This is a genomic window from Roseovarius faecimaris (genome assembly GCF_009762325.1).
Taxonomy (GTDB): Bacteria; Pseudomonadota; Alphaproteobacteria; order Rhodobacterales; family Rhodobacteraceae; genus Roseovarius; species Roseovarius faecimaris.
Genome location: NZ_CP034348.1, coordinates 2,661,518 through 2,677,468, shown reverse-complemented (window position 1 = coordinate 2,677,468; position 15,951 = coordinate 2,661,518). Strand labels below are relative to the sequence as shown.

At 61.4% G+C, this 15,951-nt stretch carries 16 protein-coding genes; 4 read left to right on the top strand and 12 right to left on the bottom strand.

The annotated features are described in order from the left end of the window. Positions 1 to 38 precede the first annotated feature (38 nt). From EI983_RS13570 to EI983_RS13560, 3 genes are read right to left on the bottom strand one after another with little or no spacing between them, the layout of a single operon-like run. Positions 39 to 1,295: an ABC transporter substrate-binding protein gene (locus tag EI983_RS13570; RefSeq protein WP_157707903.1), complete on the bottom strand. Its 1,257-nt coding sequence runs from the start codon at positions 1,293 to 1,295 to the stop codon at positions 39 to 41. Positions 1,296 to 1,333: 38 nt separating this feature from the next. Next, positions 1,334 to 2,371, bottom strand: a complete 1,038-nt coding sequence (locus EI983_RS13565; protein ID WP_157707902.1) for an ABC transporter ATP-binding protein — start codon at positions 2,369 to 2,371, stop codon at positions 1,334 to 1,336. Further along, positions 2,368 to 3,150 (bottom strand): DeoR/GlpR family DNA-binding transcription regulator, encoded by a 783-nt coding sequence (locus EI983_RS13560; RefSeq protein ID WP_157707901.1) that lies wholly within the window; start codon positions 3,148 to 3,150, stop codon positions 2,368 to 2,370. Before EI983_RS13560 ends, EI983_RS13565 begins: the two co-directional genes overlap by 4 nt. 235 nt (positions 3,151 to 3,385) lie before the next feature. On the opposite strand from EI983_RS13560, the gene EI983_RS13555 reads away from it, so the two are divergent. The 4 genes from EI983_RS13555 (at position 3,386) to EI983_RS13540 (ending at position 7,006) form a co-directional block, all read left to right on the top strand. Beyond that, positions 3,386 to 4,270, top strand: a complete 885-nt coding sequence (locus tag EI983_RS13555) for an HAD-IIA family hydrolase (protein WP_157707900.1) — start codon at positions 3,386 to 3,388, stop codon at positions 4,268 to 4,270. Between the two features lie 234 nt (positions 4,271 to 4,504). Further along, entirely contained in the window at positions 4,505 to 5,371 is an 867-nt protein-coding gene (locus tag EI983_RS13550) for a hypothetical protein (RefSeq protein ID WP_157707899.1), read from the top strand. Between the two features lie 97 nt (positions 5,372 to 5,468). After that, positions 5,469 to 5,714, top strand: coding sequence for a helix-turn-helix domain-containing protein (locus EI983_RS13545; protein ID WP_025059995.1), 246 nt, complete (start codon positions 5,469 to 5,471; stop codon positions 5,712 to 5,714). Then, entirely contained in the window at positions 5,714 to 7,006 is a 1,293-nt protein-coding gene (locus EI983_RS13540; protein ID WP_157707898.1) for a type II toxin-antitoxin system HipA family toxin, read from the top strand. Before EI983_RS13545 ends, EI983_RS13540 begins: the two co-directional genes overlap by 1 nt. A gap of 586 nt (positions 7,007 to 7,592) precedes the next feature. Here the strand turns inward: EI983_RS13540 and EI983_RS13535 are convergent. The 9 genes from EI983_RS13535 to EI983_RS13505 all read right to left on the bottom strand — a co-directional run bounded on the left by EI983_RS13535 (position 7,593) and on the right by EI983_RS13505 (position 15,928). Further along, positions 7,593 to 8,072, bottom strand: coding sequence for a DUF411 domain-containing protein (locus tag EI983_RS13535; protein ID WP_157707897.1), 480 nt, complete (start codon positions 8,070 to 8,072; stop codon positions 7,593 to 7,595). Between the two features lie 39 nt (positions 8,073 to 8,111). Further along, on the bottom strand, positions 8,112 to 10,445 hold the full coding sequence (locus EI983_RS13530) for a heavy metal translocating P-type ATPase (RefSeq protein ID WP_157707896.1): 2,334 nt from the start codon (positions 10,443 to 10,445) through the stop codon (positions 8,112 to 8,114). Positions 10,446 to 10,451: 6 nt separating this feature from the next. Beyond that, the gene (locus EI983_RS13525) at positions 10,452 to 11,195 is read right to left on the bottom strand and encodes a TVP38/TMEM64 family protein (RefSeq protein WP_157709098.1); all 744 of its coding nucleotides are present in this window, start codon (positions 11,193 to 11,195) and stop codon (positions 10,452 to 10,454) included. Position 11,196: 1 nt separating this feature from the next. After that, positions 11,197 to 11,583 (bottom strand): DUF302 domain-containing protein, encoded by a 387-nt coding sequence (locus EI983_RS13520; RefSeq protein WP_157707895.1) that lies wholly within the window; start codon positions 11,581 to 11,583, stop codon positions 11,197 to 11,199. 16 nt (positions 11,584 to 11,599) lie between these two features. Further along, on the bottom strand, positions 11,600 to 11,725 hold the full coding sequence (locus EI983_RS19465; protein ID WP_268888901.1) for a hypothetical protein: 126 nt from the start codon (positions 11,723 to 11,725) through the stop codon (positions 11,600 to 11,602). Positions 11,726 to 12,120: 395 nt separating this feature from the next. After that, on the bottom strand, positions 12,121 to 13,431 hold the full coding sequence (gene nhaA, locus EI983_RS13515) for a Na+/H+ antiporter NhaA (protein WP_157707894.1): 1,311 nt from the start codon (positions 13,429 to 13,431) through the stop codon (positions 12,121 to 12,123). A gap of 287 nt (positions 13,432 to 13,718) precedes the next feature. Then, positions 13,719 to 13,853: a hypothetical protein gene (locus EI983_RS19460; protein ID WP_263720905.1), complete on the bottom strand. Its 135-nt coding sequence runs from the start codon at positions 13,851 to 13,853 to the stop codon at positions 13,719 to 13,721. 105 nt (positions 13,854 to 13,958) lie between these two features. Beyond that, positions 13,959 to 15,596: a chaperonin GroEL gene (gene groL / locus EI983_RS13510; protein ID WP_157707893.1), complete on the bottom strand. Its 1,638-nt coding sequence runs from the start codon at positions 15,594 to 15,596 to the stop codon at positions 13,959 to 13,961. A 44-nt stretch (positions 15,597 to 15,640) separates the two neighbouring features. Next, positions 15,641 to 15,928: a co-chaperone GroES gene (locus EI983_RS13505; protein WP_157707892.1), complete on the bottom strand. Its 288-nt coding sequence runs from the start codon at positions 15,926 to 15,928 to the stop codon at positions 15,641 to 15,643. Positions 15,929 to 15,951: the final 23 nt, after the last annotated feature.

Here is a 15,951-nt window from a genome sequence, read left to right as displayed (position 1 = left end):
GGCAGGTGCCCGACCGAGGCCGGGCACCCGCGATCGGTTTACTGGTAGTCGCGCAGCAGGCGCTGGGCGGCGGCCTGTGCTTCGGCCAGCGCATCGGCGGCGGATTTCGAGCCGGTCAGCGCCGCCTGGATGGCGTTGTTCAGCCCCTCGCGCACGCGGGCGGTCTCGAAGGTCGAGAACTCGGCCACGGCGTTTTCAAGCTGATTGCGCGCGACCAGAGCGGGCGGAAACTCGGCGGTGTAGCTTTTCAGCGCCTCGGTTTCATAGGCCGCCGCGGACACGCCCATATAGCCGGTCTTGATCGACCAGGTGGCGGCCTGCTCGGGCGAGGTCATGAACTCGATCAGTTTCAGCGCTGCGGCTTTCTCCTCGGGGGTGGTGTCCTTGAACACATAGAAGTTGCCGCCGCCGGTGGGCGAGCCCTTGCGCACATTCGCGGGCAGCTCGGCCACGCCGAAATCAAAGCTCGCGTTGTTCTTGACCGCTGTCAGGTTGCCGGTCGAATGCCACATCATCGCGGTCTGGCCCTCCAGGAAGGCCTGGCGCAGGGTGCCCCATTCCACGGTGCCTTCAGGCATCACGCCATGTTCGGTCGACAGGGATTTCCAGAATTCCAGCGTTTCCACGACGGCGGGGTCGTCAAAATAGGTCGTCAGACCGTCGTTTGACATCACTTCCTTGCCGTTCTGGATCGCCAGCGCCTGGAACATCCAGTAGGGATAGCCGGTCGACGGGATCATGATCCCATAGGTGCCGTCCTTGGTCAGGGCTTTGCCCATCGAAATCATCTCGTCCCAGGTCGTGGGCGGGCTTTCCGGGTCCAGCCCCGCGGTGCGGAACATGTCCTTGTTGTAATAGGCCACGATGGTCGAACGCTGGAACGGAATGCCCCAGGTCTTGCCCTCGATTTTGCCGTTCGCCATCAGTGCCGGATAGAAGCTGTCAAGCCAGCCCGCATCGACCCCCTCGATGTCATCGAAGGCGACGATCAGGTCCTGCTCGATCAGGTCATAGGCATCGATCGAGAACATCACGGCAAGTTGTGCAGGCTCGCCCGAGGCCAGCGCCGACAGGGCGCGCACGCGCGTGTCGTCATAGTTGCCCGAATAGATGGCGTTCACCTTGATATCGGGGTTGGCCGCCTCGAAATCAGCCACGATGCCGTCCACCACCTCGGTCAGCGCGCCGCCGACAGCAATGGGGTAATACATCGTCAGTTCCGTTTCCGCCGCAGCGGGGATGGCCAGCGCGGCAGATGCCACGGTTGCCAGTCCGAGTTGTCTGATGGTTTTCATTTGATCCTCCCTTGAATGGTCTAGTCCCTCTTGCGCCGTCAGTCCGCGGTCGCGTGTTTTTTGTGCTCTGTCCTCTCGCCCGCACTGTCGAAAAAGTGCAGGTCGCTGTCCGAGAAGGTGATCTCCAATGTCTCGCCATTCGGAATATGCTTGAGCCCCGGCATGCTGACCGTCAGACCCTTGGCAGACGGATGTGACAGGCCGATGAAGGTCTCCGAGCCCAGGAATTCGCATTCCGACACCTGACAGGTCAGCCGCCCGGTGCCCGGCTCGACCACGGTGACGTTCTCGGCTCTCAGCCCGATGGAGGCCACCCCGTCAAAGCCCGGTAGCGCCGACCCGTCGATCAGCGCCATCGGGGGCGAGCCGACAAATTCGGCGACAAAGGTGTTGGCGGGCTTGTAATAGAGGTCTTCGGGCGCACCAGTCTGCTGGATGCGGCCGTCCTTCATCAGCACGACCATATCCGCCATCGACATCGCCTCGGTCTGGTCATGGGTCACATAAACCACGGTGATCCCCAGATCGAGCTGCAGCTTCTTGATATCCTTGCGCACCGAGGCGCGCAGCTTGGCATCCAGATTGCTCAGCGGCTCGTCCATCAGGCAAAGCGGCTGATTTGCGACGATGGCACGGGCCAGGGCCACGCGTTGACGCTGCCCGCCCGAAAGCTCGCCCGGCTTGCGGTCCTCATAACCAAGCAGCCCGGTTATCTCGAGCGCACGTTTGAGCTTCTCGCGCCGCTCTGCCGCCGCCACCCGGCGCACCTTGAGGCCGAAGACCACGTTCTCGGCCACGCTCAGATGCGGAAACAGCGCGTAGGACTGGAACACCATGGACAGGTTGCGCTCGGACGGCGCGGCCAGTGTCACCTCGCGCCCGTCAATGTGGATTGACCCCTCATCGGGCAATTCGAGCCCCGAGAGCAAACGCAGCGTCGTTGATTTGCCACAGCCCGACGGACCCAGAAGCGCAACAAACGCGCCGCGCGGAATGTCGAGGTCGATATGCTCCACACCAAGCTGCCCGTTCCAGCGCTTGGCGACGTTATCGACACGGACAAAGGACTCGGTCATTGCTGGCTGGCCTCCTCGGCAAAGACGAACTGATCCCGCAACCCCTCGATCAGCTCTGCATAATCCGCAGCAGGAGGCCTGTCGCAGATCACGGTGTCGATGTCGGACAAATGGCAGCCCACCGCCGGGGCGAGCCGCCCGAACTTGCTTCGGTCGATCACGAGGACAGAGTGCGTTGCGTTCCTGCGCATCTGTTCCGTGGCCCGCACCTCCGACTGATGAAACTCCAGAAGCCCGCCCTCGCGGTCGATCCCGGCGGTGCCGAAGATCGCGTATTCTGCGCGGTAATGCGAAAAGAAATCCACCACTTCCTCGCCCACGAAATCGCGGTCCGGCAGGCGGATTTCCCCGCCCGGTACGATGATGCGATTCGACACTTCTTCGCTCAGCGCCATCGCCGCGCTCAGATTGTTGGTGATAACGGTCAGTTCCTTGCGCCGGTGCAGGGCGCGGGCGACGCTCAGAACGGTCGATCCAATCGAGATAAAGAGCGTCGCGCCGTCAGGGATTCGCGACGCGGCGATATCGGCGATGGCGCGTTTGCCGACAATATTCGTGCCCGCGCGCTGTTCGAACGGGGTGTTCAGCCGGTCCTCGGCCAGTTCGATCCGCCCATGCGCCCGGCGCAACCCTTCGGAATCGCACAGAATATCCAGATCGCGCCGGATCGTCTGCGTTGATACACCCAGCATTTCGGCCAGCGCCCCCACGCTCACTCCCCCTCGTTCCTGTACGACCTGCTGAATCAGGTCGCGGCGTCTGATCTTCTTGGATGCCATCAGAATCCTGTCTCTTTGAGTCGACGATACCTGAATAAAACGCCAAAACAACATTTTTATCTGCCGTTGATGGCGCCCGGACAACCGGGTTTCCCCCGTCGTCTCCCTTAAATGCTCGCATCTGCGCCGCGTTCTGTGGGAATAAGCCTTTTTGTCGTTTTGTTGTTTTCTCTTCCATTTTCCCCGCATCGCGGTACCATTAGGCCAGGATCGCAAGCAAGGACCGGCCCGGAAAATGGACACTGCCATCGGCATTTTCGACCGCTATCAATCCGTGCGGCACCGGTTGCCGGAGGCCACGTTCGGGGCTGAAACCATCGATATCGGCTCGCTTCTGGATATTTCGGAAGAGGTGGACGCCTTCGTGTTCGACGCGTTCGGCGTGCTTAATGTGGGTGAAACGCCGATCCCGGGCGCCGCGGACCGGCTTGGTCAGCTGCGCGAGCGGGGGCGCCACATTCGCATCCTGTCGAACGCCGCCAGCTACAACCACGATGGCGCGACGGCGAAGTTTCAGAAACTCGGCATGCCCGTGACGCAGGAGGAAATCGTCACCAGCCGGGACGCCGCGCTCGCAGAACTAACACCAGGCCTCTGGGGCTGTATCGCGGCGCCGTCGGATGATCTTTCCGATATTCCGGTCGACACGCTGCGCCTCACTGACAATCCGCGCGATTATGCCCGCGTCGACGGCGTGCTGTTTCTGTCAACCGAAGTCTGGACCGAGGCGCAGCAGGCGCTTCTGCGCGAGAGCCTTCTTTCGGCGCCGCGCCCGCTGGTCATCGCCAATGCCGACCTGGCCGCGCCACGCGATCATGGGTTTTCGCTGGAACCCGGCCATTATGGCCATCTGCTGGCCGATGAGGGGCTGGACGATATCCGATTCTACGGAAAGCCCTTTCCAGAAGCCTACGAGATCGTCGAAGCCTCGCTGCCCGGTATCGAAAGGCATCGCATCGCGCTGTGCGGCGATACGCTGCATACTGACATTCTGGGCGCCGCGGCCCGCGGATGGCGCACCGTTCTGGTGACCCGCGACGGGCTCTTCGCCGGCGTCGATACACGGCCCTTCTGTCAGCAATCCGGCCTGACCCCAACCTGGCGGCTGCCCCGGATCTGAGATCCCGGAGTTTCCTGCGCCTTCGGCGCGTTGTTCTGTTAAGGAAGCTTGTGGAGGCGAGTACCGGAATCGAACCGGTGTACACGGATTTGCAATCCAGAAAGAACGGTCGCAAAAACAACGGCTTATGGGTGCAAAACACCTCCTGACAAAAAGTGAACAAAAAGCGAAAGTTTCAACGCTGTTTGCGTGCCAGAATGCTCACAAAATCGTTTCTAACCTTGGGATAATTCGATGAGTTGGGCGGTTGCAAATGAATGCGCAGAGCGTCGCTTCGGCAGCGCCGCGCGCAAGCAGATCATCATGTTCCTGGCCGATAAGGCGAGCGATGATGGCTCAGGCATCTGGTGCTCCAAGGGGACCATCCAGCGCCACACTGAGCTCAGCGAGAGCACGGTGAAGCGCACCATCATCGACTTCCTCCGCGAAGGCATTTTGATCGAGACGGGGCGGCGGCAGTGCAAGAACGGCTACACCGTCATTTACCGCATCGTTCTGGAACGCGTGGCCGCGCTCGAGCCCACGGCTGAGCCCGACATCGAGACGGGGGTCACTGTGAACCCCGTCCAGCCTGAACCCGGCACGGGGTCCACGGTGAACGGGGTACGGGGTTCACGGTGGACCCCAAACCATCCTAAAACCATCCATAAACTACCTACGCGCAGGCGCGAGGCGGCGGAGGTGGAGGTTGAAGCTCTTGAAACTGAGAAGATCTTGGCGGCGTATCCCGAGGACAGGATCCGAGACCGGCGGACCAGTCTGCGCCTGATCGCTGCAGCATTGAAAGCCGGTGTGGAGCCCGATGACCTGAAACATGCGGTCAAAGCCTATGCGAAGGAAAGCGAAGGATACACGCGCAGCAAGGTCTGCTTCTCAGACAACTGGTTCAAGATGTGCCGATGGGAGAAGGGGCTTGCCCAGATACAGGCGGACCGGGAGAAGGCGCGAGAGGCCGAAGCCAAAGGTCGCGCTAGCCTCGCCGAGTGGATCCGTGAACGCCACCCTCTTTGCCGCCACATTACAAACCGGCAGATTGAGGGCTTGATCTCGTCAAAGCTGGTGACGCCCGAGCAGGTGCGCGCTGCGGGGCTGCAGGCATAAGTGCGGCTCGATTGTTACGCCATGGCGTAAAAAGTAGATATTTACGTTGCAGCGTAATTTGTTTTAATTTACGCTGTGCCGTAAAAGGAGCCACATCATGGACCTCACAGCACGAACGGCCGAGCAGATCGGCGAGGCACTTCGCCGGACGCGCAAAGCGCGCGGCTGGACCCAAAGCGACATCAGCGCGCGTACGAATTTGCGCGTCGCGACGATTTCGTCGCTCGAGAATGGCGACGCGGGAGCCAAGCTCGCCACAGTGCTCGCTGTTATGGCGGCACTTGGGCTTGAGTTCCGATTGGTGGAACGCGGTGGCTCGCTTGAGATTGAGGATATCTTCTGATGGCCAAACACGGGCGTAGCGGCACGATGCAAGTGCTTCTGAACGGACGGTTGGTGGGGGCTTTGCGTCTCGCTGGTTCAGGCGCGATCAGCTTTATCTATGATCCGGAATGGTTGGCATGGGAACATGCCATGCCCATCTCGCTTTCGCTGCCTTTGCGTGAAGTGGCACACCAGGGCGGCCCTGTTATCGCCTACTTGGAAAACCTGCTGCCGGACAATCAGGCGATACGCGAACGCGTAGCCGCTCGGGTGCGTGCAGGCGGTACGGACGCCTGGCACATGCTGGAGAAAATCGGGCGCGATTGCGTAGGGGCCTTGCAGTTCGTTTCGGGCGAGATCCCCGAGTTTGGCGCACTCGAGGGAGAGCCCGTTTCAGAGGCACAGGTTGCGGATATGTTACGCAACCTCGCAAACGCTCCGCTAGGCTTAGATGAGGAAGACGACTTCCGCATTTCTATCGCAGGGGCGCAGGAAAAAATGGCGCTGCTACGCCACGAGGGCGCGTGGATCCGTCCATCGGGGCTCACCCCAACAACCCATATCCTCAAGACGCAGCTTGGCGTTCTGCCCGCAGGGATCGATTTGTCTGACAGTGTTGAGAACGAGTTTTTCTGCATGAACCTCTGTCGGGCCATGGGCATGGATGTGGCTGAAGTCGAGATTGCCGACTTCGAGGACGTGCGGAGCCTTGTTGTGACCCGGTTCGATCGGCGCTGGACCAAAGATGGCCGGTTGATCCGCCTCCCGCAGGAAGACTTTTGCCAAGCGCTCTCAGTCCCACCCAGTCAAAAATACCAAATGGATGGCGGGCCAGGGATCACCGAAGGGATCGGGCTGCTGCAGGGCAGTGATGACCCTGACGAAGATCAACGCGCCTTTTTCCGCGCGCAGGTGCTGTTTTGGTTGTTGGGCGCGACGGACGGGCACGCCAAGAATTTCAGTATTGCATTGCGCCCTGGCGGTTTCCTTTTGACCCCGCTTTATGACGTGCTGAGCGCACAAAAAGCCGTGGATGACGGTCAAATTCGCCAAAACCGGATGCGTCTCGCGATGGCGGTCGACGGGCACTATCGGATCAATGAGGTGGTGCCGCGCCATTTCCCGCAGGCTGCGAAGGCGGCAGGTTTTGGTGTGGCGCTGGCGGAAGAGGTCTTGTCGGGCGTCGCGTCTGAGCTTGAACCCGCCTTGGACAAGACACTAGCAGACCTGCCGGATGGGTTTCCACAGCCTTTGGCAGATGCCATTGCTGCTGGCATACGACGTCGGGCGATTGCCTTTCATGCCGTATGATCCGCAGATCATATTTCCGTTTTATGGTCGGTAGATCATATCGAGTGGCAGGCCGAGTTCCTGCAACAACACGTATGTGGATCCAGGGAACGCCGCAATTGTTAGGTCGCAGAGGCCCCACTCTATTCGATGCAGCGGGTTTTCCATGTGATGGGCGGCAATGCGGACCTTAAGGTGGATTGCAGCGAAGGCTAAGTGAGAGCCCATACTACCGAATGCTGCGCTCTGCACCAAGGTCTGTAGTCCGGTTCGAAGCGGTCGTTCGAAGACGTGCTATGCGCCTGTTCAGTGATGGATGGTGGCAATTCCGGTAGAATATCAGTGGCTTGCGCGGTGTCGTGTGCAGTGTGTGTTCATGTTTAGATCGCGTGATTTCGCACTCCTTAGCGGGTGTTTCGATGCGCTGGCACAGATTGGACTCTTCGGGGCCTCGTAGTGTTCATCGGGGACGAGCAATGGCCAAGGAGTTGGCTTTTCTGCCGGACGGATCCGCCAACGCCGAGATTCTGAGCGATTACGCCGTGATGCGGGAGCAGGCACGCCTGTGTTCTCGTCCCTGATCAGAAGCGGAATCGCAGCTTCAAGGTCACGCGGCAGCGTAGCAGGTGAACACCTCGGTCGATCCGTCGCGCTGGATCAGGAACACGTCATAGGCCTCGCGCTCGCTTTCCGGCCCCATCCCGGGCGAGCCGTAGGGCATGCCGGGCACTGCGAGGCCCACCGCGTCGGGGCGTTCCACCAGCAGACGGCGAATGTCGGCAACAGGGACGTGGCGCTCGATCATGTAGCCATTCACGCGCCCCGTATGGCAGGAGACCATCTCCTGCGTGATGCCGTTGTCCAGCTTGTAGCGCATCAGAAGCGTCCCGGCGCTCGCCTCGGTCGTTACGGCGAAACCATCGTTTTCGAGTATCTCGATCCAGGCCGAGCAGCAGCCGCAGTTCGGATCCTTCATCACGTGGATCGCCGGACCGGCGCCTAGCGCCAGGGTCCTGAAGGGCGATGCAGCCACCAGCGCGGCGCCGCCAATCAGAAGCGTGCGGCGGGAAAAAGCGTTCTGGGTCATCTGCGTTTCCTTTCGAGTTCGCATGTATGGACTGGCAGGTCAGAGATTGACCCGCCTGAGCCGTAGGGCGTTGGTGATCACCGAGACGGAGGACAGGCTCATGGCCGCCGCCGCGATCATCGGCGACAGGAGAAGGCCGGTGACGGGGTAGAGCAGTCCTGCTGCGATGGGGACACCAAGCGCGTTGTAAGCGAAGGCGAAGAACAGGTTTTGCTTGATGTTGCGCAAAGTGGCGCGTGCGAGCTTGCGCGCCCGGACGATGCCCATCAGGTCACCGCCCAGCAGGGTGATGCCGGCGCTTTCCATCGCCACATCCGCGCCCGTGCCCATCGCGATGCCGACATCCGCGGCGGCCAGCGCGGGCGCGTCGTTCACTCCGTCGCCCGCCATTGCGATCTTGTGGCCCTCTCGACGCAACTGGTCGATAAGGACCTTCTTGGCTTCGGGCAGCACGCCCGCCCGCACCTCGTCGATCCCGAGCTTGCCTGCCACTGCCTGCGCTGTGCGCTCGTTGTCGCCCGTCGCCATTATCACCCTCAGACCCTGGGCATGAAGTTCGCGGATCGCCTGTGCGGTCGAGTCCTTGATCGGGTCGGCGACCGCCACGATGCCGACGAGCGCGCCATCGAAAGCGACGAACATCGCCGTCTTGCCCTCGGCGCGCAGGGTGTCGGCGTGCGCCTCGGCCGCACCCGTATCCAGACCCATCTCCCGCATCATCGCCGCGTTGCCGAGCGCCACCGCACGCCCACCGACGCTGCCCTGTACGCCCTTGCCGGTGACGGCACCGAAGTCCGTGGCCTCCTGACGCGGGGCACTCTGCGTCTCGGCTCCCTCGACGATCGCTTCGGCCAGAGGGTGCTCCGAGCCGCGCTCCAGCGCTGCGGCCAGCGAAAGCAGGTCGGTCTCGGCGATGTCGCCAAGCGCCATAAGGTCCGTCAGCTTCGGCTTGCCCAAGGTCAGAGTGCCGGTCTTGTCCACGATGAGCGTATCGACGGCCGCCATGCGTTCCAGCGCCTCGGCGTCCTTGATCAGCACGCCCGCCTGCGCCCCGCGTCCTGCTGCCGTTGTGATCGAGATCGGCGTCGCAAGCCCAAGCGCGCAGGGACAGGCGATGATCAGGACGGACACCGCCGAAGCGATCGCGAAGACCAGCGCGGGCTCGGGGCCGACGGTCAGCCAGACGATGAAGGCGACGACGGCTATGGCGACCACGGTCGGCACGAATACCGCCGACACCCGGTCAGCCAGACCCTGGATCGGCGCGCGCGAGCGGCGCGCGTTCGACACCATCGCGACGATCTGCGCCAGCACGGTGTCGGATCCGACCTTTCCCGCCTCCATAACCAGAGAGCCATTCTTGTTGATCGTCGCTCCGGTCACCGCATCGCCCGGGCCTTTCTCGACGGGCATCGACTCACCCGTCAGCATACTCTCGTCAAGCGACGACCGGCCCTCGATCACCGTCCCATCGACCGGGACCGCATCACCGGGTCGCACGCGCAGCCGGTCTCCCTCCATGATGTTTTCCAGCGGCGCGTCATATTCGGTACCGTCTGGCAGGATACGCCGCGCCGTCTTTGGGGCGAGATCGAGGAGCGCGCGGATCGCATCCCCGGTGCGCTCGCGTGCGCGCAGTTCGAGAACCTGGCCCACGAAGACTAGCGTCACGATCACAACCGCCGCCTCGAAATACGTCCCCACGCCGTGCCCCATCCGGTACTGTTCCGGAAACACCCCCGGCAGGAACGTGGCGACGAGCGAGTAAAGGTATGCCGCCGCCACGCCGATGCTGATCAGCGTCCACATGTTCGGGCTTCGGTTCACGATCGAATCCCAGCCGCGCCGGAAAAATGGCAGCGCCGCCCAGAATATGATGGGCGTGGCCAGCAGAAACTCGAGATAGCTGGCCGTCTGATGCCCGATCCAGTCGCGCACCGGCAGCGCCACCAGTTCACCCATCGTCAGGATAATAAGCGGCACCGCGGCGGCAGCCGAGATCCACATCCGGCGTGTGAAGTCTGTCAGCTCCTCGCTGGGCTCGTCGGACGGCACCATCGGTTCCAGCGCCATGCCGCAGATCGGGCATGACCCCGGCGCATCCCGAACAATCTCGGGGTGCATCGGACAGGTGTACTGGACGTTGGCCGGTGCGGCCTTCTTTTGTCCGGCGGCCCTTCCCGAGGCATAGAACCACGGATCCGCCGTGAACTTCGTCTGGCATTTCTCCGAACAGAAATGGAAGGGCTCGCCCTGGAACTCGGCGTGACGTCCATCGGGCTTGACTGCAACCGTCATCCCGCAGACCGGGTCTTTCGCCGTCTCGGCCCCCGAGGGCACGTCGGGTGCCGCGTGGTGGTGATCGTGTTCCATGGTCTGTCAGCCTTTCGGTCTATTTTTCAGCTTGCCACCTCCAGCGGTTGGAAGGTCAAGCCCTTTCCAATTTTGGTCGGGAAGGCTCTCTTCATGCTTTCTCCGCATCGCCACCCAGAGCAGCGGTAGGCCCGTCACGAGCCCAAGTCCGAGCACCGCCCATGTCGCGCGCCCGAGGTCTCCGCTAACCGCCTCGCCGCCGAAATGCGCGAGCAGGAAGCTTGCCGGAATGATGCCGGCCAGCGTGGCGAGGGCGAACCGCCAGGCGTGCAGGCGGCTGAGCCCCGCAGCGTAGCTGATCATGTCGAAAGACACGAACGGCATCAGGCGGCTGGCGAAGACCGTCGCGGTCAACGCGGTCTGCGAGCCGAGCAGCCCGGCATCGACGCGGTCACCAAAGACCCGTCGCAGGAAATCATGCCCCAGCACCCGTGCGAGACCGAAGGCGATCAGTGCCCCGAGTTCTGCGCCGATCACGACCTGCACCGTTCCCCAGACATGCCCGTAGGCCGCACCGGCGGCCAGCGCGATGGGCGCGCTCGGGACCGGGCTCGCAACGACCGCGAGGGTCATGAGCGTGACGATCAGAACCGGCCCCCAGATCCCGGCGCGCGCCACCAGCATCTCCAGACGCTCGCCGTCCATCAGGCCGCGTGCCTGGTCGAAAGCAGAAGGCGCGAATAGCCAGGCACCGAGCACGGCGATCCCGAGGATCGCCATCACCACGAGGATGATTGCGCGCAACCCCACCTCAGATCGAGGCAACGGCCTTCGCGAGAAGGTCTCGGACCTGGCCCGCAACAGCCGTAAGTTCGCTGTTCTCGATCGCCTGCATCGACGCAACCGGGTCGATGGCGCTGACCTCGACGCCATCCTCGACCTCGCGCAGGATGACGTTGCACGGCAGCATCGCACCCACACGCGGCTCGATCCCGATGGCGTGATGCGCCATCTTCGGATTGCAGGCTCCGAGGATGCGATAGGCCGGCATCTCGACATCCAGCTTCTTCTTCATCGTCGCCTTGACGTCGATTTCGGTCAGAACGCCGAAACCCTGATCCGCCAGCGCCTTGCGCGCACGAGAGTCAATGTCGTCGATACCTGCGCCGGAGATCACGCGATTGATCGTGTAGGTCATTGCGAAGTCCTTTTTCCTATTTCCGAAGATATTTGATCAGCGCCGCTATGGCCAAAACCACCAGCACAAGGATCAACAGGCCGAACAGCCAGCCAAACCCCATCCCGAAACCCATTCCGAAGCCCATGTCGTTCCAATTCATCTTCTCGTCCTCCTAGGTTGCACCCCTAAGGGTCGCCCAATAAACAGCCCTCACTACTGCATGCGCAGTATAACATAGGCTCGGTGTCTGGACGGCGGGGCGCCCTGTCCGGCTTGCGCCTATTGTCGAAGAAGTTTGATCGGTGCCTCTATGGCCACGACCACCAGTACGAGGATCAGCAGGGCGCAGAGCCAGCCAAGGCCCATACCGGTTCCCGTGTCGTTCCAATTCGTGTTCCCTTCCTTACGGGCAGTTGCTGCACGTTGCGCTGCGTCGTCGGCTGTTGCAGCAACATTGGGCAGAAAAGCATCTCAGAACTGATCGGCGTCGACATCGACGATGGATAGTAAGGGTACATGAACGAGGTCGCGCAGCGCATCGGCTGTGTGTTTTCGTCACCTCATTCGCAATGTGAGCCAAATCAGAAGCGAGATGCCGAGTATCGCCGAAAGCGCCGATCCGCCGAGAATACCCAACTTTGCCGCATTCAGGACGTAACTGTCGAATGCGAGGCCTGCGATGAACAATGACATCGTGAAACCGATCCCAGTCAGAAAAGAGCCAGCCAGAATGAAAGGCCACGACAAGCCCGGCGCGAGTTGCGCCAGGCCGGATCGTACGGCAATCCAGCCGAACACGAAGACGCCGATCGGTTTTCCCAACACCAGGCCGACAATGATCGCCAGCGAGACCGGTTGTACGAAATCGACACCCTCAACCTTGATGCCGGCATTTGCCAGTGCGAAGATCGGCATGATTGCAAAGCCGACCCAGGGGTGCAGCATCATCTCGAGCCGTTCGACTGGTGAGAGCGACTCAGTGACCGCTCTGCCGGCTTGACGCAGGTCGCGGTGGCTTGCGGCATCTCCATGTCGACGATCGCCGGCCGGAACGGCGAGTACCCGCCCAAGGATTGCACGCAGGCGGGCATCGCTCACCCATATGCGCGTTGGCGTCATCAAGCCCAGAATGACACCTGCAATGGTCGCGTGGACGCCAGAAGCGTCGAAGCATAACCAGACTGCCGCTCCCAGAAGGAAATAGACCGGTACGCTTCTGATCCCGAGGCGCGACGCGCCTGCGACGATACCAATCCCCAGAAAGCCCAATCCGAGAGCCGACCAGTTCAACGCCTCACCGTAACCGAAGGCGACCACAAGGATTGCGCCGACGTCGTCAAAGATGGCCAGAGACAGCAGGAACAATCGCAAGGTGGGCGGGATCCGGCTTCCGAAGAGCGCCAGGCACCCGATCACGAAGGCCGTATCGGTTGCCATCACGGTTCCCCAGCCATGTATGCCGGGCTGGCCGGACATCAGCACAAGATACAGAGAGACCGGCACGACCATGCCACCCAGGGCGCCTGCGAACGGCAGGGCGGCCTGTCGAGGGTTTCGCAATTCGCCCAGCACCAACTCGCGCTTGAGTTCCAGAGAAAGCACGAAGAAGAAAAGGGTCATCAGACCGTCGTTGATCCAGTGCCGCAGAGAGCGGGTGAAATCCAACGAGCCGAATGTGAGGCCGATGGGGGTCTCCCAGAAACGCAGAAAGCCTTCTTGCCACGGCGAGTTGGCCAGCCCCAAAGCCAGCAGAACAGCCAGGAGCAGGAGTCCACCAGCTGCCGCTTCGATCTTCAGGAAGCGTGCGAATGGTTTCGTTATGCTGTCGGCTGCCTCGTGGGGCAGGCCTTGATGAGTATCGATCACGGGAGAAGCATACCTTTTCGGGTCGACAGAGTCTTTGTCATCGCAACGCGGATGCGTTGACCACGAGACGCAGTTGCCGGCGCCTCAGCCGCGTCGCGTACGGCTCAGGCGGCAAGCGTCCGGGCCCCCGCGAATGAAAGAAATCTCCGGTGCTTCTCGTCTCATAGGTGCAGCCTTGCGCAGCGGAAGCTCTGCCAAAGTGTTATGCGCGTCGTCTCCCGCCGCCATCAGGCTCCGTATTCAGTGATAGCCAATATTCACTGATAGCCAATCACTTGGCCCTCTACCTATTTCTTCTTGTGCTCGCCTAGATTGGTCAAGGTTTTGCCCTTCGTGAAGTCGGCTGTTGCAACGACCTTTTCCTTCACCTTCTTAGGCTTTTTCGCTTCGCGGTTGCCGCGTTGCTTGTTGCCTTTGGTCATTTCCGTTTCTCCTATTGTGAATTATTGTGCTGACTAGATCGGTGTTCATGTCCATCGGGAATGTGATTTCTCGTCCCGAGGCTCCTGCGCACAGGCCCCGCCCATTCACATCATTCCGCCCATTCCACCCATATCGGCCATTTCGTTACCGGCGCCGCCCTTTTCGGGCTTTTGCGCGACCATCGCCTCGGTCGTGATCAATAGCCCGGCAATGGACGCGGCGTTTTCCAGTGCGATCCGAACGACTTTCGTCGGATCGATAACGCCGGCCTTCAGCATGTCGACGTACTCCTCGGCTTGCGCGTCGAAACCGAAGCTCCGGCTGTCGTTCTCGATGACCTTGCCAACAACGACCGATCCGTCGACCCCGGCATTTTCGGCAATCTGGCGCAATGGTGCCTGGATCGCGCGCCGGACGATCTTGATGCCGGCATTCTGATCGCCGTTCTCGCCCTTCAGCGTCGCCAGCACCTTGCCGGCATGAACCAGGGCCACGCCGCCGCCGGGCACGACACCTTCCTGAACCGCAGCGCGGGTGGCGTTCAGCGCGTCGTCGACGCGGTCCTTGCGCTCCTTCACCTCGATCTCAGTTGCCCCGCCGACCCGGATCACGGCAATGCCGCCGACAAGCTTGGCCAGACTTTCCTGCAGTTTCTCCTTGTCGTAGTCCGAGGTGGTGTCCTCGATCTGCGCCTGTATCTGGGTGACGCGCGCCGCGATCGCGTCCTTCTCGCCGGCACCGTCGATGATCGTCGTGTGATCCTTGGTGATTGCGACCTTCTTCGCCGTGCCGAGCATGTCCATGGTGACATTCTCCAGCTTGGTGCCCATATCCACGGAAATCACCTGACCGCCCGTCAGCACGGCGAGGTCTTCCATCATCGCATTGCGGCGATCCCCGAAGCCGGGCGCCTTGACGGCCGCCACCTTCAAGCCGCCGCGCAGCTTGTTGACGACCAGCATCGCCAGCGCGTCGCCCTCGATGTCCTCGGCCACGATCAGAAGTTGCTTTTCGGCCTCCATCACCGCCTCGAGCAGAGGCACCATGGATGCGAGGGTGGTCAGTTTCTTTTCGTGAAGCAGGATGACGCAGTCATCCTGCTCGACGACCATCTTCTGCGCGTTCGTGATGAAATAGGGGCTCAGATAGCCGCGGTCGAACTGCATGCCCTCGACCACTTTAGTCTCGGTCTCCAGCCCCTTGTTCTCCTCGACGGTGATCACGCCTTCATTTCCGACCTTGGCCATCGCATCGGCGATCTGGCGGCCGATCGCGACCTCTCCGTTTGCCGAAATGGAGCCGACCTTCGCGATCTCGTCGCTGTCGCCGACCGGTCGGGACATTGTCTTGATCTCGGCGACAACCGCGGCAACGGCCTTGTCGATCCCGCGCTTGAGATCCATCGGGTTCATGCCGGCCGCGACCGACTTCATGCCCTCCCGGACAATCGCATGGGCGAGCACGGTGGCGGTCGAGGTGCCGTCGCCAGCCTCGTCATTGGTGCGCTGCGCGACTTCCTTGACCATCTGCGCTCCCATATTCTCGAAATGATCCGACAGCTCGATTTCCTTGGCAACGGTCACACCATCCTTGGTGATGCGTGGCGCACCCCAGGATTTATCGAGAATGACGTTCCGGCCCTTGGGTCCAAGGGTGATCTTCACGGCGTTGGCCAGAGTGTTGATGCCTTTCAGCATGCGGTCGCGGGCGTCGGTACTAAACCGAACTTCTTTTGCGGACATTTCTTGGGTTCCTTGGACTGAGGGTGCAATGAGGGATTATGGACTCATGCGATCACGCCGTGAATGTCGCTCTTCTTCATGATCATAAAGTCTTCGCCATCGAGTTTGATCTCTGATCCAGACCATTTTCCAAACAGGATCCGGTCGCCGGATTTCACGTCCATCGGGATGCGCTCGCCGTCCTCGCGTCTTCCGCCCGCGCCAACGGAGACGACTTCGCCTTCTTGAGGTTTCCCCTTAGCGGTATCGGGAATGATGAGACCTCCCTTCGTCGTCTCATCGCCTTCAATGCGACGAACAAGAACCCGGTCGTGGAGTGGAGTGAATGACATCGACGTTCTCCTTGTCGAGGTTT

Bases quoted from the DNA above. Each gene is read 5' to 3' on its own strand.
- EI983_RS13570 (WP_157707903.1), bottom strand. From the start codon at position 1,295: ATGAAAACCATCAGACAACTCGGACTGGCAACCGTGGCATCTGCCGCG.
- EI983_RS13565 (WP_157707902.1), bottom strand. From the start codon at position 2,371: ATGACCGAGTCCTTTGTCCGTGTCGATAACGTCGCCAAGCGCTGGAAC.
- EI983_RS13560 (WP_157707901.1), bottom strand. From the start codon at position 3,150: ATGGCATCCAAGAAGATCAGACGCCGCGACCTGATTCAGCAGGTCGTA.
- EI983_RS13555 (WP_157707900.1), top strand. From the start codon at position 3,386: ATGGACACTGCCATCGGCATTTTCGACCGCTATCAATCCGTGCGGCAC.
- EI983_RS13550 (WP_157707899.1), top strand. From the start codon at position 4,505: ATGAGTTGGGCGGTTGCAAATGAATGCGCAGAGCGTCGCTTCGGCAGC.
- EI983_RS13545 (WP_025059995.1), top strand. From the start codon at position 5,469: ATGGACCTCACAGCACGAACGGCCGAGCAGATCGGCGAGGCACTTCGC.
- EI983_RS13540 (WP_157707898.1), top strand. From the start codon at position 5,714: ATGGCCAAACACGGGCGTAGCGGCACGATGCAAGTGCTTCTGAACGGA.
- EI983_RS13535 (WP_157707897.1), bottom strand. From the start codon at position 8,072: ATGACCCAGAACGCTTTTTCCCGCCGCACGCTTCTGATTGGCGGCGCC.
- EI983_RS13530 (WP_157707896.1), bottom strand. From the start codon at position 10,445: ATGGAACACGATCACCACCACGCGGCACCCGACGTGCCCTCGGGGGCC.
- EI983_RS13520 (WP_157707895.1), bottom strand. From the start codon at position 11,583: ATGACCTACACGATCAATCGCGTGATCTCCGGCGCAGGTATCGACGAC.
- EI983_RS19465 (WP_268888901.1), bottom strand. From the start codon at position 11,725: ATGAATTGGAACGACATGGGCTTCGGAATGGGTTTCGGGATGGGGTTT.
- EI983_RS19460 (WP_263720905.1), bottom strand. From the start codon at position 13,853: ATGACCAAAGGCAACAAGCAACGCGGCAACCGCGAAGCGAAAAAGCCT.
- groL (WP_157707893.1), bottom strand. From the start codon at position 15,596: ATGTCCGCAAAAGAAGTTCGGTTTAGTACCGACGCCCGCGACCGCATG.
- EI983_RS13505 (WP_157707892.1), bottom strand. From the start codon at position 15,928: ATGTCATTCACTCCACTCCACGACCGGGTTCTTGTTCGTCGCATTGAA.